This is a genomic window from Promicromonospora sp. NPDC060271 (assembly GCF_042726755.1).
Taxonomy (GTDB): domain Bacteria; phylum Actinomycetota; class Actinomycetes; order Actinomycetales; family Cellulomonadaceae; genus Promicromonospora.
In genome coordinates this window covers 1-15,043 of sequence record NZ_JBHXBG010000134.1, presented here as the reverse complement: position 1 = coordinate 15,043, position 15,043 = coordinate 1, and the positions used below count along the sequence as shown (strand labels likewise).

General features: G+C 71.6%; 17 protein-coding genes. 12 read left to right on the top strand and 5 right to left on the bottom strand.

What is annotated here, in order from left to right:
- Positions 1-60: 60 nt before the first annotated feature.
- The gene (locus ACFWE2_RS18760) at positions 61-633 is read right to left on the bottom strand and encodes a dihydrofolate reductase family protein (protein WP_377225735.1); all 573 of its coding nucleotides are present in this window, start codon (positions 631-633) and stop codon (positions 61-63) included.
- 195 nt (positions 634-828) lie between these two features.
- On the opposite strand from ACFWE2_RS18760, the gene ACFWE2_RS18755 reads away from it, so the two are divergent.
- On the top strand, positions 829-1,521 hold the full coding sequence (locus ACFWE2_RS18755) for an alpha/beta fold hydrolase (RefSeq protein WP_377225734.1): 693 nt from the start codon (positions 829-831) through the stop codon (positions 1,519-1,521).
- A gap of 65 nt (positions 1,522-1,586) precedes the next feature.
- Here ACFWE2_RS18755 and ACFWE2_RS18750 read toward each other — a convergent pair whose 3' ends face one another.
- Positions 1,587-2,180, bottom strand: coding sequence for a hypothetical protein (locus ACFWE2_RS18750; RefSeq protein WP_377225733.1), 594 nt, complete (start codon positions 2,178-2,180; stop codon positions 1,587-1,589).
- Positions 2,181-2,326: 146 nt separating this feature from the next.
- Between ACFWE2_RS18750 and ACFWE2_RS18745 the strand changes: the two genes are divergently transcribed.
- The 8 genes from ACFWE2_RS18745 (at position 2,327) to ACFWE2_RS18710 (ending at position 7,786) form a co-directional block, all read left to right on the top strand.
- Positions 2,327-2,536: an EF-hand domain-containing protein gene (locus tag ACFWE2_RS18745; RefSeq protein WP_377225732.1), complete on the top strand. Its 210-nt coding sequence runs from the start codon at positions 2,327-2,329 to the stop codon at positions 2,534-2,536.
- Positions 2,537-2,584: 48 nt separating this feature from the next.
- The gene (locus ACFWE2_RS18740; RefSeq protein WP_377225731.1) at positions 2,585-3,082 is read left to right on the top strand and encodes a hypothetical protein; all 498 of its coding nucleotides are present in this window, start codon (positions 2,585-2,587) and stop codon (positions 3,080-3,082) included.
- A 66-nt stretch (positions 3,083-3,148) separates the two neighbouring features.
- A complete protein-coding gene (locus tag ACFWE2_RS18735) occupies positions 3,149-3,793 on the top strand; it encodes a trimeric intracellular cation channel family protein (RefSeq protein WP_377225730.1) in 645 nt (214 codons plus the stop codon).
- Between the two features lie 108 nt (positions 3,794-3,901).
- The gene (locus ACFWE2_RS18730) at positions 3,902-4,051 is read left to right on the top strand and encodes a hypothetical protein (RefSeq protein ID WP_377225729.1); all 150 of its coding nucleotides are present in this window, start codon (positions 3,902-3,904) and stop codon (positions 4,049-4,051) included.
- Positions 4,052-4,234: 183 nt separating this feature from the next.
- Positions 4,235-5,602 carry a TrkH family potassium uptake protein gene (locus ACFWE2_RS18725; RefSeq protein WP_377225728.1) on the top strand — a complete coding sequence of 456 codons (1,368 nt, stop codon included), beginning with the start codon at positions 4,235-4,237 and terminating at the stop codon, positions 5,600-5,602.
- 74 nt (positions 5,603-5,676) lie between these two features.
- Complete coding sequence (locus ACFWE2_RS18720; RefSeq protein WP_377225727.1) at positions 5,677-6,243, top strand: TetR/AcrR family transcriptional regulator; 567 nt, start codon at positions 5,677-5,679, stop codon at positions 6,241-6,243.
- Positions 6,240-6,998 carry an ABC transporter ATP-binding protein gene (locus ACFWE2_RS18715; protein ID WP_377225726.1) on the top strand — a complete coding sequence of 253 codons (759 nt, stop codon included), beginning with the start codon at positions 6,240-6,242 and terminating at the stop codon, positions 6,996-6,998. Before ACFWE2_RS18720 ends, ACFWE2_RS18715 begins: the two co-directional genes overlap by 4 nt.
- Positions 6,995-7,786 (top strand): ABC transporter permease, encoded by a 792-nt coding sequence (locus ACFWE2_RS18710; RefSeq protein WP_377225725.1) that lies wholly within the window; start codon positions 6,995-6,997, stop codon positions 7,784-7,786. Before ACFWE2_RS18715 ends, ACFWE2_RS18710 begins: the two co-directional genes overlap by 4 nt.
- Positions 7,787-7,806: 20 nt before the next feature.
- On the opposite strand, the gene nhaA is transcribed toward ACFWE2_RS18710, so the two are convergent.
- The 3 genes from nhaA to ACFWE2_RS18695 all read right to left on the bottom strand — a co-directional run bounded on the left by nhaA (position 7,807) and on the right by ACFWE2_RS18695 (position 11,050).
- Complete coding sequence (nhaA, locus tag ACFWE2_RS18705; RefSeq protein WP_377225724.1) at positions 7,807-9,156, bottom strand: Na+/H+ antiporter NhaA; 1,350 nt, start codon at positions 9,154-9,156, stop codon at positions 7,807-7,809.
- 71 nt (positions 9,157-9,227) lie between these two features.
- Positions 9,228-10,421 (bottom strand): FAD-dependent oxidoreductase, encoded by a 1,194-nt coding sequence (locus tag ACFWE2_RS18700; protein WP_377225723.1) that lies wholly within the window; start codon positions 10,419-10,421, stop codon positions 9,228-9,230.
- Complete coding sequence (locus ACFWE2_RS18695) at positions 10,418-11,050, bottom strand: TetR/AcrR family transcriptional regulator (RefSeq protein WP_377225722.1); 633 nt, start codon at positions 11,048-11,050, stop codon at positions 10,418-10,420. Before ACFWE2_RS18695 ends, ACFWE2_RS18700 begins: the two co-directional genes overlap by 4 nt.
- A 141-nt stretch (positions 11,051-11,191) precedes the next feature.
- Between ACFWE2_RS18695 and ACFWE2_RS18690 the strand changes: the two genes are divergently transcribed.
- From ACFWE2_RS18690 to ACFWE2_RS18680, 3 genes are all read left to right on the top strand, one after another.
- Positions 11,192-12,484, top strand: coding sequence for a glycosyltransferase (locus ACFWE2_RS18690; RefSeq protein ID WP_377225721.1), 1,293 nt, complete (start codon positions 11,192-11,194; stop codon positions 12,482-12,484).
- Between the two features lie 477 nt (positions 12,485-12,961).
- A complete protein-coding gene (locus tag ACFWE2_RS18685) occupies positions 12,962-13,912 on the top strand; it encodes an ArsR/SmtB family transcription factor (RefSeq protein ID WP_377225720.1) in 951 nt (316 codons plus the stop codon).
- 292 nt (positions 13,913-14,204) lie between these two features.
- Positions 14,205-15,043, top strand: an 839-nt coding sequence (locus tag ACFWE2_RS18680) for a DUF222 domain-containing protein (protein WP_377225719.1), incomplete at its 3' end; no start/stop codon positions are given.

Sequence of the window (15,043 nt, the reverse complement as noted above, 5' to 3'; positions counted from 1 at the left end):
GCTACCCGCCCCGGGACGGCCGGTTTCCTGTCCGTCCCGGGACGACGGCTGCCGGGACGGTCAGCGCACCACCTCGAAGATCTGCTTCTGGACGCCGTTCTTGTACGCCTCGTGCTCGACGAGGCGGAGCTGCTGTGCGGCCTTGTCCGCGTCGCTGAACAGCGGCTTGCCCTGGCCGAGGAGCACCGGGAACACGAGCAGGTGGTACGCGTCGACGAGTCCCGCGTCCGCGAGCGCCCGGGTCAGGGAGACGCTGCCGTGCACCTGGATCTCGCCGACGTCCGAGTCCTTGAGCTTCGCGACGTCGTCCAGCGAGCGCAGGATGGTGGTCTCGCCCCAGTTGTCGGTCAGGTCGTCCTCAGTCAGCGTCGTCGAGACGACGTACTTGGGCAGGGTGTTGTAGCGCGTGAACTCGTCCATGTCGGGCCACACGGGCGCGAACATCTGGTAGCTGGTACGACCCAGCAGCAGCGCGCCGGCTTCCTCCTGCTCGCGGCTCTTGAGCTCGTACATCTCCGGCGCCGGGGCGACCGTCCTGAAGGTCCACGCGGTCTCGTGCAGCTCGGGGTCCCCGCCGGTGGGGTCGACCTTGCCGTCGAGCGAGACGAAGTGGGTGGCGACGATGGTGCTCATTCGGGTTCTCCTGGGTGGTCGTGGTTCCGGTGGTGGTGGCCTGCTCGGCCCTCTGCCAGCTCTGACGACGGGGCACGGAAAACTCATCGGCCCGCCAGATCGGGAATCGAGGATGATCCGGAAGTGGAACGTCCGGAACTGGTTCTAGCGTGGTGCTCAACGGCATCCTGCCGCACTCACCACGGGAGAGAAATCATGGACATCCTGCTCATCGGAGGCCTCTGGCTCGACACGTCCGCCTGGGACGACGTGGTGCCGGAGCTCGAGGGGCTCGGCCACCGCGCGGTGCCGGTCGCGCTTCCCGGCCAGGGCGACGGCTCGACGACGGCGACGCTGGAGGACCAGGTCGCGGCGGTGCTGGCGGCGGTGGACGCATCGGCGGACTCGTCGGCCGGAAAGCCGCTCGTCGTCGGCCACTCGGCCGCGTGCACCCTGGCCTGGCTCGCCGCCGACGCACGCCCGGAGAAGATCGCCGGCGTGGTGCTGGTCGGCGGGTTCCCGTGGGACGACGGCAAGCGTTACGCCGACCTGTTCGAGATGGTCGACGGCGTCATGCCGTTCCCCGGCTGGGAACCGTTCGAGGGGCCGGACTCCGCCGACCTCTCCGACGAGGCCAAGGCCGCCCTCGCCGCCAAGGCGCTCCCGGTTCCCGAGGGGGTGGCCCGGGGCGTGGTGCGCCTGACCGACGAGCGCCGGTTCGACGTGCCGGCGGTCGTCGTGTGCCCGGAGTTCACCGCCGAGCAGGCGAGGCAGTGGATCGAGGCCGGCGAGGTGCCGGAGCTCGCACGGGCCAAGAACGTCGACCTGGTCGACCTGGACTCGGGCCACTGGCCGATGTTCACCCGCCCGAAGGACCTGGCCCACCTGCTGGCAAACACAACCCCCTGACCCCCTTCCGTTGAGTGCTGGCTATTTGCGCTGTCTCCCTGTCTGGAGGCGCAAATAGCCAGCACTCAGCGCTTCAGGCCGAGGGAGCGGAGCTCCAGGTCCGCCAGCTCGCGGACCGCTGACGGGTCGCCAGACCGCCACGCGGCCACCGGATCGTCCGAGATGCGGGTCAGAGACCTCAGCGGCTGGTTCGCCAGGGCGCGCAGCGCCAGGAGCTCCGGATCGGCGCCCACGAACCGCCGGGCCGCGGTCGCGCGCCGGATGAACCGGACCCGGAACGGCACGTACAGCACGGCGATCAGCAGCACCGGCACCAGGAACACCGCCAGCCCGACGAGCAGCGCGACGTCCGCCACCGTCTCGGCCTGGGACCGGCCGGCCGCGGCCAGGCTCTCGGCGGCGGAGGCAGCGCCGCGGAACGGCGCGGCCAGGTTGTCCCCCACGCCCGGGATACCGCCGATCCGGCCCTCCACGTCGTGGAACCGGCCGGCCATCTCGTCGGCCGCCGACGCCGTAGCCAGACCGGGCCGCCCGAGGGTCAGCGTCGCGTCGTGGGTCGTGCGGCCCGCCCAGGCCCAGCCCGCGATCCAGGCGAGCAGCATCAGGTCACCGAGCACCTGACGCGCGCATCGGGCCGGCGCTGCCGCGTAGAACCTCATGGACAACCTCATCGTCTGGCCCTCCGGACGTCGGAGAGTCCCCCGCCGCACCGTAGCGGAACCGACCCGGTTTCGGGGGCCACCGCGCGACGATCTGTGGTTGCATACTCCCCGACTTTGTTTCCGACATTGCGGAGGTATGACCCATGACCACCAACGACGAGCTCACTCGTACGTTCGCCGAGTTCGACGGCGACGGCGACGGCCGGATCACCGCCGACGAGTTCCGTCAGGCCATGGCCACGCGCGGCGAGGAGACCTCCGACAAGGACCTGGAGCAGATCTTCGGCAAGGCCGACAACGACGGCGACGGCAAGATCAACCTCGCCGAGTTCACCGAGGCCTGGGACGCCTGAGCGCACCACCGGACCGACGCACCACCGGACCAAGCACGGGAGGCGACCATGGCGCGTGACGACCTTCCCCTCGCCAGCGACGGGAACTTCGACCAGGTGGTGCCCGCCGGACCTGTGGCGCGGCTGTTCGCGTACGTCTCAGGGACGGTCGGGCTGCTGGCCGGGCCCGCGCTGATCGTCGTGCTGGCCCTGGTGGGCGAGCTGCAGTGGCAGGGGATCCTGGGCGGCGTCGTCACGACGGTGGTGGTGGGCGGCATGAGCGTCGCGTCGCTCGTGGCCACCGCCCGGATGAAGCGCCGGACGGACCGGCTGGCGCGCAACGGACGGCCGGCGGTCGCGCACGTCGTCGACTCCCGGACGGTCTCGATCGGCGAGGAGACCGGGACGGAGCTCACCCTGCGGATCAGCGGCCCGGAGGTGCCGGAGTTCGAGACCACCCACCGCGGCACGGATCACCGCACCGGCGCGCTCGGCGACGAGTTCCCGGTGGTCGTCGACCCCTCCGACAACATCTTCATGATCCTGCCGCGCCGGTCGAGGGCCTGAGCAGGGCCGCACTCCCGTTCCGCTCTACGCTTGCCTGTCAGCGTTCCCCGCGGAAAGGAGCCCCACGTGGCGTGGACGTCGCTCGTCCTGGACCTCCTGGGCGTCTTCTTCTTCGCGGTGTCGGGCTCGCTGCTCGCCGTCCGGCGCCAGTTCGACATCGTCGGTTCGCTCCTGCTGGGCACCTGCGTCGGCCTCGGCGGAGGCATCCTGCGGGACGTGATCCTCGACGCCGGCGTACCGCGCGCGTTCGACTCGCCGATCTACCTGGTCCCGCCCGTCCTCGCGGCGGTGGTCGTGTACTTCTTCGCCCACGCCGTGCAACGCTTCCACGACCTCCTGCTCACCTTCGACGCCGCAGGCATGGCGCTCTTCTCCGTCACCGGCACGCTGGTGGCGCTCGCGGCGGGCATGAACCCGACGGCGGCCGCGATCCTCGGCGTGGTCACGGCCGTCGGTGGCGGCGTGATCCGCGACGTGGTCGCCAACGACGTGCCGCAGATCTTCCGCGCCCGCGGGCTGTACGCGATCCCCGCGCTGATCGGGGCCGCGCTGACCAGCCTCGCCTCCTGGGCGGGCTGGTTCGGTGTCGGCACCGGGACGGCGATCGCCGCGGTGGTGTTCGTCCTGCGGATGGTCTCCCTGCGGTACCGCTGGGGAGCGCCGCCCGCCGGCGGTCGCCATGGCCCACCGCACGCGCCGCCGTCGGTCTGAGCCACTTCCCGGGATGCCAAATATGACCGAGATGCGAGTAACCGCGAACAGGGGCACTGTCGAATCAGCACGGCGCGACACAGCGCCGTGAGGAGGAAGGAGATCGACATGCCTACGTGGCTCATTCTCATCCTGGTCGGAGTGGCACTCGTGATTCTCGGTGTCGCGACGGAGATCGGGCAGTTCCTCATCTGGATCGGCGCGATCGTCCTCGTGGTCAGCCTGGTCATCGGCCTGGTGGGCCGCACCCGGACCTAGCGCCGGGAGGTACGTACCGAACCTCTCCAGGCCGCGATCTGCTGATGCCCCCGGCAGGTCGCGGCCTGGTCGTGCCGATCCGTCCGGCGGCGGCGTCGTATGCTGCCTGGGCCGATCGGCCGGCGCCGCCGGCACAGTCACGCAGTGACAGCGGCGGCGACGATGAAGGGCGACGGTAACCAGATGCGGTTCAGCAGTCCGATGGGCGGCGAGCCCGGGCGGGGTGCGGTGCTCCGGCGACGGCCGGGCCAGCTCGTGATCACCGGGTTCCTCGGCGCGATAGCCGTGGGCACGGTGCTCCTGCTGCTGCCGATCGCTTCCTCGGACGAACCGGCCTCGTTCATGGAAGCGCTGTTCACCGCGACGTCCGCCGTGTGCGTGACAGGGCTGATCGTCACCGACACACCCGTGTTCTGGTCCGGTTTCGGCGAGGCGGTGATCCTCGTGCTCATCCAGGTCGGCGGGCTCGGGGTGATGACCGTCGCCTCGCTGCTGGGCGTCCTGGTCACCCGGCGCCTGGACCTGAGCTCCCGGCTCGTCGCGGCCGCGTCGACCAGGACCGTAGGCCTCGGCGACGTGCGCCAGATGCTGTTCCGGGTCGTCATGGTCGCCGCCGTCGTCGAGGTGGCCGTAGCGCTCGTGCTGATGGTCCGCTTCGTCGTTGCCTATGACGAGCCCGTCGGCCAGGCGCTCTGGCACGGCATCTTCCACTCCGTCTCGGCCTACAACAACGCCGGCTTCGCGCTCTTCTCGCTGTCTCTCATGGACTTCGTGGCCGATCCGTGGATCTGCGTACCGATCTGCGCCGCCACGATCCTCGGCGGCCTGGGCCTGCCCGTGATCCTCGAGGTGCTGCGCGAACGCCGTCGACCGGGGCGATGGAGCGTCCACACCAAGATCACGCTGCTGATGACCGCGGTGCTGCTGGTGGGTGGCACCGGGTTCTTCCTGGTGGCGGAGTGGGACAACGCCAAGACCATGGGGTCTCTCGACATCGGCGGCCGCATCCTGGCGTCGTTCACGCAGTCGGCCCAGGCACGCACAGCGGGGTACAACTCAGTAGCGACCGGTGAGATGCATACGGAGACCTGGCTCGGCACCGTGATCCTGATGTTCATCGGCGGCGGATCGGCGGGAACCGCGGGCGGCATCAAGGTGACGACGTTCACCCTGCTCGCCGTGGTGATCTGGTCCGAGCTGCGCGGCGACCCGGACGTCACGGTCTTCGACCGGCGCATCTCGCCGGCCACCCAGCGCCAGGCGCTGACCCTGGCCCTGCTCGCGGTGGCGATCGTCGTGCTCCCGACGCTGTGGATGACGGCGCTCTCACCGTTCACGGTCGATCAGATCCTGTTCGAGGTGACCTCTGCGTTCACGACGACAGGCCTGTCCACCGGGATCACCGCGCAACTGGCGTGGTATCACCAGCTCACCCTCGTGGCGCTGATGTTCATCGGGCGTCTCGGGCCCGTCACGCTCGGCACCGCGCTGGCTCTGCGCGCGCATCGGCGCCTCTACCGGCTCCCCGAGGGCGCACCGGTCATCGGCTGAACCGACGAGGTGTCAGCCGGCTCTGCCGTGAGGCTTCCTTGCCCACCCTTAATGTTAGCGACTAACATTAAGGGGTGGTCACCCCTCGCACCCTCCGCACCCGGGCCCGCATCCTCGACGCGGCGCTCGACCTCTTCGAGCGCCAGGGCTACGACGCCACGACGGTCAACCAGATCGCCGAGGCCGCCGACGTCACCCCGATGACGTTCTTCCGGCACTTTCCGACGAAGGACGCCGTGCTCGTCACGGATCCGTACGATCCGCTGATCGCCGAGGCCGTCGGCGCCCAGCCGACCGGTCTCGCGCCCCTCGAGCGCACGCGGCTCGGCCTGCTCGCCGCCCTCGGGGACATCACGCCCACCGAGGACGCGACGGCGCGGCGTCGCGTGGCCCTGGTCGCCACCTCCCCTGCGCTGCGCGCCGCGATGGTGATCGGCACCGAGGCGACCCAGGACGCCATCGTCGAGCGGCTGGTGGCCGACGGCGTCGATCGCCTCGACGCCGCGATCTCGGCGTCCGCCTGCCTGGCCGCCACCACCGCGGCACTCCTGGCCTGGGGCTCCGCGCCGGGCGACGTCACGCTCGCCGGTCTCGTCCGCCGCGCCCTGGCACAGCTCGCCCCGGCAGGAGCAACCCCATGACCGGGCCCGCCCTGCTGCTCGACGGCGTCTCGCACACCTTCGGCGGCCGAGCGGCCCTCGACGATCTCACCCTGAGCGTCCTGCCGGGCCGGGTCACGGCCCTGATCGGCCTCAACGGCGCAGGCAAGACGACGGCGCTGCGCGCGCTGACCGGCCGCCTGCGCCCGACGTACGGCGTGGCCAGGATCCTCGGCCACGACCCGGCCGACATGCCCGTCGACGTCGCCAGGCGGTTCGGCCACGTGGTCGACACGCCGCTGGTCTACCCGGAGCTGACCGTGACCGAGAACCTCCGCTGCGCCGCCCGTCTGCACGGGCTGGCGCGGCAGGTCGCCGCCGCAGCAGCGGACGCCGCCGTCGGCCGGACGGGGCTGGACCCGTGGCGCCTCACCCGGGCCCGCGCACTGTCGATGGGCAACCGCCAGCGCCTCGGGATCGCCGGCGCGACCCTCCATCGACCCGCCGCGCTGATCCTCGACGAACCGACCAGCGCTCTCGACCCGCAGGGTGTCGTCCTGGTCCGCGAGCTGGTCCGCGGCCTGGCCGACGACGGAGCGGCGGTCCTCGTCTCCAGCCACCACCTCGACGAGGTCGCCCGGGTCGCCGACGAGATAGTCGTGCTGCACGGCGGGCGCGACGTCGGGCGGCTGGAACCCGGCGGCACCGACCTGGAGCAGCGGTTCTTCGCCATGGTCCTGGACGCCGACTCCCGGGCGGCAGGCACTCGCACCGCCGGACGCGGGAGCCTGGCATGACCGCCGGAACCGCGCTCCGCGCCGCCCTCGCCGTCGAGACGCTCAAGCTGCGCCGTTCGGCGGTCGCCCGCATCGCGACCGCGCTGCTCGTGCTGCTCGTCCCGCTCGGCAGCGTCGGCATGGTCGCGTTGGCACGGTCCCCGCAGGCCGCCGGTCCGACGGCGGCCAAGCTCGCCGACTACGCGACCGGCGATCTGGCCACGACGCACCTGCTGGTGTGCGCCCAGGTCCTCTCCGTCGCCGCGCTGGCCGCCGGCGGGTTCTTCGTCGCCTGGTCGTTCGGGCGCGAGCTGGAGAGCGGCACCGCCGGGGCTCTGTTCGGGCTCGCCGTGCCGCGCGGCACCATCGCCCTGGCCAAGTGCCTGGTCGCGCTGGCCTGGATCGCGTCGTGCGTGGTGCTGGCCGTCGCCGTGACGACGGCGGCCTCGGCGGTCGTCGCCGGGGTGTCGGGCGAGCCTTTCGCGGCCTGGGCCGGGGTGCCGGACGCCGTCGCCGCCGGGCTGCTCGGCGGCGGCCTGGCCCTGCCGTTCGCCTGGGTGGCGACCGTGACGCGCAGCCAGCTCGGCACGGTCGGCGCGCTGGTCGGCATGGTCGCGCTCACCCAGATCGTGGTGCTGCTCGGCGGCGGCACCTGGTTCCCCTACGCCGCGCCGTCGCTGTGGGCGGGCATGGGCGGAGCGGAGGCCGCGGCCGCCGTCGGCCCGCCGCACCTGCTGCTCGCCGCCGCGATGGCCCCGGTCGGCGCCGTCGCCGTCGTCCACGCCTGGCGGCGCCTGACGAACGTGTAGGCACCGCCCGGGGCAGGTGCTCAGTGGGTCTCGCGGTCCTTGGCGTCCCCGATGTAGCCCTCGACGACGTCGTCCACGCCGTCGAGGTTCATGTCGGCGGTGCGAGCCCGTCGGGCGTCCCAGCGCAGGGAGGCCGCGCCGAGGATCGCGGCGAGCACGGAGGCGCCGAGGATCGCGACCTTGGCGCCGTCGGCGTGCTCGGCGTCGCCGAAGGACAGCTCGCTGATCAGCAACGACACGGTGAACCCGATGCCGGCCAGCAGCCCGACGGGCAGCAGGTCGCGCACGCCGATACCCGCGGGCAGCCGCAAGGGGGTCAGACGCGTGACCAGAGCCGTGGCCCCGAGCACGCCGACGAGCTTGCCCAGCACGAGCCCGGCGGTGATCGCCAGGACCACCGGTTGCCCGAACAGCGCACCAGACCCGTCGCCGTCGACCAGGGAGACGCCCGCGGCGAAGAAAGCGAACACGGGCAGCGCGAGACCCTGCGAGAACGGGCGGACCGTGTGCTCGAACGCGTGGGTGCGCGACTCCGGCTCGCCGCGCATCGCGATCGCCGGGACGGTGAAGCCGAGCAGCACGCCGGCCACGGTCGCGTGCACCCCGGAGGAGTGCATCAGGGTCCATGCGACCATCGCGAGCGGCAGCAGGACGAACCAGCGGGGCGTGCGCGACCGGACGTGCCAGGCGAACAGCGCTACGCACGCCAGCGCACCGCCCAACGGCCACCAGTGGATCGACTCGGTGTAGAACACGGCGATCACGATGATCGCCAGCAGGTCGTCCACCACGGCGAGCGTGAGCAGGAACGTGCGGATCACGACCGGGAGGCCACGTCCGAAGATCGCCAGGACACCGAGGGCGAACGCGATGTCGGTGGCCGTCGGGATCGCCCAACCGTGCAGGGCGCCCGGGTCGCCCGTCGTGAGCAGCACAGCGGCGTAGACCAGGGCCGGTACCGCCATGCCGCCGACGGCGGCGATCATCGGCACGCCGGCTTCCCGCGGGTTGCGCAGGCTCCCGGCGACGAACTCGTGCTTGAGCTCGAGGCCGACCACGAAGAAGAAGATCGCGAGCAGCCCGTCGGCGGCCCAGGTCGCCAGCGACAGGTCGAGGTGGACATGCCACGGCCCGACGTAGGCCGGTCCCACCACCGCTGCGGACAGTGACGCATACGCCTCGCGCCACGGAGAGTTGGCCCACAGCAACGCTACGAGGGCTGCGCCGATCAGGAGCGCACCCCCGGTGGTCTCGCGGGAGACCCAGGTACGCAGTCGCTGAGGGAACGGAAGGGTGGAGGTGGTGTGCGGCACAGGAGTCCTCTCGGGGCCGGTGGGGTCGTCAAGCTGGACCACCCGTGAGCGGTCCACGCCGACCAGACTTCCCGGCACACCTGTCCCCCACCCTACCTGCCGCCTACCTGCCCGTGCGGAGCGGGCCGTCAGGACCTGAGCTGGAGCCGGCGCTGCAGCAGCGCCGAGACGGGACGCCAGGAGGCGAGGCGCAGCGGCAGGTCGCGCAGCCAGACACCGAACGGGCCGGCGGGCGCGTACAGGCCCTTGATCTGGCGGCCGAGCTTCTGCTTGCGCTCGGCCTCGGGCCGGATCCCGGCCTCCCACTCGCGCAGCGCAGCGGGCAGGTCGTCCGCGTGGTGCTCGAGCGCCGCGCCGAGGGCGTCGGCCCCGGCGACGGCCAGCGCGGAGCCGTAGCCCGCGAAGAGGGTGACGCACCAGGCGGCGTCGCCCAGCAGGACCACCCTGCCCTGGCTCCAGCGGTCGGCGACTATCTGGCTGATCGTGTCGAAGTACACCGACTCGGCTCTGGTGAGCTGGTCGAGCACGTCCGGCGCGACCCAGCCCATGTCGCCGTACGCGCGCGGCAGCGCGACCTGTGGGCCGTCGGCGAGCTCGGTCATCGGTTGGTCGGTGCGGTAGCCGAAGAACGCCACCGCACGGCCCGCGCCGAGGCTGACGACGGCCAGCGTGCGGCCCGTGTCGGTGAGCGAGGCCGTCACGCCGGGCTCGACGCCGTCGGGCAGCGTGTCGAGCGTGAAGACGCCGGCCATGTGGTTCAGGTCCAGGCGCACGTCGTCCTCCGGTCCGAGGACGAGGCGCCGGGTCGCCGAGTGGAGGCCGTCCGCGCCGACGAGCAGGTCGGCCCGCTCGACCGTGCCGTCGGAGAGTGTGACGTCCACGCCGTCCGGATCCTGCTCGACCCCGGCGATGCTCGTGCCGAAGCGGATCTTCACGACGCCCGGTCCCTGACCGGCCGCCTGAGCGGTCACCGCCCGGTAGAGCACGTCCTCGATGTCGCCCCGCAGGAGGTTCAGCGACCGCTCCCCCACCAGCGCCCGAACGGTCGGGCCGGGCACGGAGAACCGGGTGCGACCGTCGGGCCGTATGTAGTCCATCCGGTCGGGTGTGATGTGCCGCTTCGCGAGCTCGGGCAGGAGGCCCATCCGCTCGGCGGCGGCGTAGCCGACGCCCGCGAAGGTCACGGCGTATCCTCCCGAGCGGCGTGACGGCGTCCGCTCGACCACCAGGACGCCCCAGCCGGCCTGGTGCAGCCGCAGCGCGGTGCTCAGCCCGGCGATCCCGGCTCCGATGACGACGGCGCGAGGGCGGTTCGTGCTCATGACCGGTCTCCTTCGTGTGTGGTCAGCCCTGTCGCCACGATGTCGACGAGCAGATCCAGGGACTTGCGGTAGGTGCCGGGGTCCCCGGCTGCGATGTGAGCGACGTTGAACGGCATGAGCAGCACCGACTGCAGCACCCCGACGACGACGTGCGGGTCGTCACCGACCAGGTCGCCGCGCTGTTGCCCGTCGGTCACGTACGCCGTGAGCGCGGTGCCCGGGTTGCTGTCCCCCATCGCGGCGATCCGCTCCGGTTCGAGCCGTCCCGCGACCGCCGTCATCTCCTCCGGATGGGTCATCAGCCGGCGCCACAGCGGGTTCGTCTCGAGCACCTCGAGCGTCGCGTGCAGGAACCGGCGCAGCCCCTCGCGCGTGTCGTCCGTCGACAGCAGCGCCTCGTCGATGACCCGGTTCTTGACCTGCTCCGCCTCGTCCAGCATGAGCTGGAGGTAGAGCGCTTCCTTCGAGTCGAAGAACTGGTAGAAGGTGCTCTTCACGATTCCGGCGGGGGCCACCAGCTCTTCCAGTGCCGTCTTGCGCAGCCCTTGCTTCGTGAACAGCTCCCGGCCTGCTGCGAGCAGTTCCCGGTTGATCCGGTCGCGCTCCGCGGTCGTGAATCCTCGTGGCACGGTAGGTCTCCTCTCGCCGCGACTATGAAAACACATCTGCGGATCTGTTTTGACGCGGCGGGTGGCGGGGTCTACCGTCGTCTACTGGTGTGCCGGGAAGCCTGGTCGGCGTTCATTTTGTCGACCCCAAGGAGCTTTCCCATGAAGGCACTGATCATGACCCTGGGCACCCGCGGTGACGTGCAGCCGTTCGTCGCACTGGCCCGGGCACTGGATACCGCGGGCCACGAGGCGGTCCTGTGTGCGCCGCACCGCTTCGAGGAGCTCGTCACCGGGAACGGCGTGACCTTCGCGGGCGTCGACGACGGTCCGCTGCGTCAGCTCGACACCCCCGCCGAGGCCGGCGAGGCGTTCGGCGGCGGTCTCCGGACCCGGCTCCGCCAGATCCGCGAGATGCCCTCGATGTTCGACCAGGTCCTGGCCGACTCCTGGCAGGTCGCCGCGCACGGCGCCGGCAAGGGTGCCGACGTCGTCCTCCACAACGGGCAGATCATCGCAGGCCAGCACGTCGCGGAAGCGCTCGGTATCCCAGCCGTGCTCGGACTGCCGCTACCGATGTACGTCCCCACGCGTGAGTACCCGTGGCCGGGCCAGTCGTTGCCGTTCGGCCTGCCGGGCCCGCTGAACTGGGCCACGTTCGGCGGGATGCGGCTGCCCGCGGCGATGTTCGGCCGCGTGATCGACCGCTGGCGCCGCGACACCCTGGGCCTGCCGCCCAGGCGGGGCCGGCACGATCCGACGCTGCGGCCCGACGGCGGCCCGGCCACGGTCCTGCACGCGCACAGCCCAGCGGTACTGCCCCGACCCGAGGACTGGCCGGTGGGGGCAGAGGTCACCGGGTACTGGTTCCTCCCACCCGAGCAGGGGCTCCCGGACGTCGTCGAGGAGTTCCTGGCGGACGGTGCCGCACCGCTGTTCGCCGGGTTCGGCTCGATGTCAGGGCTGGCCCCGCAGACGAGCACCCGCGCGGTCGTCGAGGCCGCGGCCCTGACGGGTCACCGGCTGGTGATGGCCACCGCCTGGGGCGGGCTCGACGCCGACACGGCACGCGCCGTGGCCGCGGAGCGCGGCGTGGACCTGCTCGTGGTGGGCGACGTCGACTACCAGCGGCTGTTCCCGCGGATGGCCGCCGTCGTGCATCACGGCGGGGCGGGCACCACCGGCACCGCGTTCACGGCCGGACGACCCCAGGTCGTGTGCCCGTTCGTGGCCGACCAGCCGTTCTGGGGACGCGTCACCCACGCGCGCGGCGTCGGCCCTGCGCCCCTGCCCCAGCGCAGGCTCACCGGACCGGCGCTGGCCGGGCGGGTCGCCGAGGCGTGCGCACCGGCGGCGACGACCGCTGCGGCGGCACTCGGGGGGCGTATCGCCCAGGAGCGGGGCCTGGACCGGGCGGTCGCCCTCGTCGAGCGCGCGGTCGAGGCCGGTCGATGACCTTCGGGCGCCCGGTACGCGCACCTGCCGGCGGGTCAGGCCCTCGCGGCCGCCTGCTCGATCCTGGCGACGGCCACGGCCAGGAGCACCTTCATCGCGAGGCCTCCCACTCGTCCAGGAGCGCTGGGAACCGGTCCGCCATGAAGGCGTACATGTCGCGCATGTTCTCCAGTCGCTTGCGCCGGCGGGGGTCGTCGCCCACCGCGGCGAGGCCGTGCGCCGCGAGCTCCTGGGGGGCGTCCGCACCGTCGTCGTCGGACGTGAGCAGATGGCCGACGACGCGACCGGCCGTGCGGCTCAGACCCAGCCGCTCGTAGAACAGTCCCGCTTCCTCGTCCGCTGTGCCGAGTCTGCAGCGATGTACTACCGCTCGAAATCTCGCCTCTCTACAGTTCGCGCGAGAGCGCGCCGCCGTGAAGAGCCGGAACAGCCCTGGGGGGACCTGTGCTTCGCATCCACTTCTCTGCCACTGATCTGGTGCGCACCCGGGTGGGAACCCGGCTCGACCCGATGTGGGAGCTGGTCCTCAGCGTCCACCAGGTGGCCCTGCCCGAGTCCTACTTCGGCTCCTGGAGCAGGCTCGCCCGCCGCAGGCTGGTCCAGGCCGGGACGATGCGCGACGCGGAGCTGCTCGCGACACTCACTCCCGCGCGCGGCTACTTCCCCGACTTCCTGACGCCCGCCGCTCTGCCGACGGAGTTCGAGGCGGGCCTCGAGACCGTGCTGTCCACGAGCAAGCAGCGCCTGCGGGCAGAGGTCGGCCGGCTCGACGGCGGCAGAGGAGCCGGGCCATGGCTCGACGACGTCGCTGCGGGCCGCCCTGCCGCGCTGCACCGGCTCGGCGTCGCCATGCGGCGCTACCACCGGACGGTGCTGACGCCGCACGCCGACCAGGCCACCGAGATCACCGGCCGCTGGGTGGCCGGCCTGGCGCACCGGACGCTCGCGCACGGCGTCGACGCGGTGCTGAGCACGCTCGGCCCGAAGACCCGCTGGCGGGCGCCCGTCCTGGAGGTCGACTACCCCGTGACCCGCGACCTGCATCTCGACGGCCGCGGGCTCTCCCTCGTCCCGACCTTCTTCGGCATCAACCACCCGATCACCCTCGCCGACCCGGAGCTGCAGCCCGTGCTGGTCTACCCGGTCAGCCGCGAACCGTTCTGGCGGCCCGACCGTGACCTCACGGACCGGCAGCAGGCCGACGCCCTGAGCGAGCTGCTCGGCCCGACACGGGCGGCAGTGCTCCGGGCGCTGGACACCGAGCTGTCGACCACCGCCCTCGCGGCACGGACCGCCACCTCGCCCTCCAGCGTCAGCAGGCACACCGCGGTGCTCCGGCGAGCCGGGCTGATCACCACCTGGCGCAGCGGCACCAGCGTGCTGCACCTGCGCACCACCATGGGGAACGACCTGGTCCACGGTCGCTGACCAACGGCAGCGCTCAGGGGTTAGAGGGGATCAAGCTGTGATGGTGACCGCGGCGGCACCGTCGGGACGGGCAAAGCCCCTTACGCCTGGTCGTTCCTCGTGAAGGTCTCGGTGCGGGCGCGTCCTTGACCACTGGCGCTTCTCGAACGGGTTGTAGCGACATCCACATGGCGCTCTGAAGGGTTATCCACAGATTTGAGATCTGGCCAGCGAGACGCACAAATGTTCGAGATAATAGATGCAGTGAAGGAGTGAGAACTAGAGCGGGCGATCAGGACGGCGGGGGGCACCGATGGAGCAGACGACGAACAGCATGCCCGCCGGTGGCCTGCCTACTGCGGTCTCGATCGAGGACGTGCTGGCCCTGCTCGAGACGGCGACCGGGCAACTGACCGGGCTGACCGACCCCGAGACCGTGACCGGGTGGGACGCGCCGAGCATCAGTCGCCTGGCCGAGGCACACACCCGGATCCGTCGGATCACCGGCCGTCTGGACGGGGTCCGCTACACGTTGTTGCCGAGGATCGAGAACGAGGGTTCCTGGCGGGCTGGTGGCTCGGCCCGCACGTTCACGACCTGGCTGCGGTTGCGTGAGGGTGTGTCTGCGTCGACGGCGGGTAAGGACATGACGATCGCGCGTCGTCTGGCGACCGCGCTGCCGGTGACGCGGGAGCGGTTGGTCGCTGGCACCCTGGGCGTGGATCACGCTCGTGTGATGACGGAGGTCGCGCCCACGAGCGAGACCCGTACCGACGCACTGGCGTGGTTGATCGATACCCGCACCGGCCACACCACGACCCCGGAGGAGTTCGTACAGTCGGTGGCGGTCGACTTCCCCGACCCCGCAGACGACCCCGACGGCACCCAGACCCGAGAACTGGTCACCCAGGTGTTGGAGGGCGCGGTCACGGACGGCACCCTGACCACCGGTGAAGGCGTGGTCCTGCGCGAAGCTGGTGTCCTGAACGCGGACCAGTTCCGCAAGGTCGCGCGCCGGTTCGCGACCATCACCGACCCCGACACCGACGACCTCGACGACGACAAGGCCGCCCAGGGTGAGTTCTTCGACTTGGCTAAGACGTTCGGTGGGTATCACGTGGCGGGGTTCCTCACCGACGAGCACGGCCTGCA

What these genes read in the sequence shown, in the direction of transcription:
- ACFWE2_RS18760 (WP_377225735.1), bottom strand. Translation starts at nt 633, where the DNA reads ATGAGCACCATCGTCGCCACCCACTTCGTCTCGCTCGACGGCAAGGTC.
- ACFWE2_RS18755 (WP_377225734.1), top strand. Translation starts at nt 829, where the DNA reads ATGGACATCCTGCTCATCGGAGGCCTCTGGCTCGACACGTCCGCCTGG.
- ACFWE2_RS18750 (WP_377225733.1), bottom strand. Translation starts at nt 2,180, where the DNA reads ATGAGGTTCTACGCGGCAGCGCCGGCCCGATGCGCGCGTCAGGTGCTC.
- ACFWE2_RS18745 (WP_377225732.1), top strand. Translation starts at nt 2,327, where the DNA reads ATGACCACCAACGACGAGCTCACTCGTACGTTCGCCGAGTTCGACGGC.
- ACFWE2_RS18740 (WP_377225731.1), top strand. Translation starts at nt 2,585, where the DNA reads ATGGCGCGTGACGACCTTCCCCTCGCCAGCGACGGGAACTTCGACCAG.
- ACFWE2_RS18730 (WP_377225729.1), top strand. Translation starts at nt 3,902, where the DNA reads ATGCCTACGTGGCTCATTCTCATCCTGGTCGGAGTGGCACTCGTGATT.
- ACFWE2_RS18725 (WP_377225728.1), top strand. Translation starts at nt 4,235, where the DNA reads ATGCGGTTCAGCAGTCCGATGGGCGGCGAGCCCGGGCGGGGTGCGGTG.
- ACFWE2_RS18715 (WP_377225726.1), top strand. Translation starts at nt 6,240, where the DNA reads ATGACCGGGCCCGCCCTGCTGCTCGACGGCGTCTCGCACACCTTCGGC.
- ACFWE2_RS18710 (WP_377225725.1), top strand. Translation starts at nt 6,995, where the DNA reads ATGACCGCCGGAACCGCGCTCCGCGCCGCCCTCGCCGTCGAGACGCTC.
- ACFWE2_RS18700 (WP_377225723.1), bottom strand. Translation starts at nt 10,421, where the DNA reads ATGAGCACGAACCGCCCTCGCGCCGTCGTCATCGGAGCCGGGATCGCC.
- ACFWE2_RS18690 (WP_377225721.1), top strand. Translation starts at nt 11,192, where the DNA reads ATGAAGGCACTGATCATGACCCTGGGCACCCGCGGTGACGTGCAGCCG.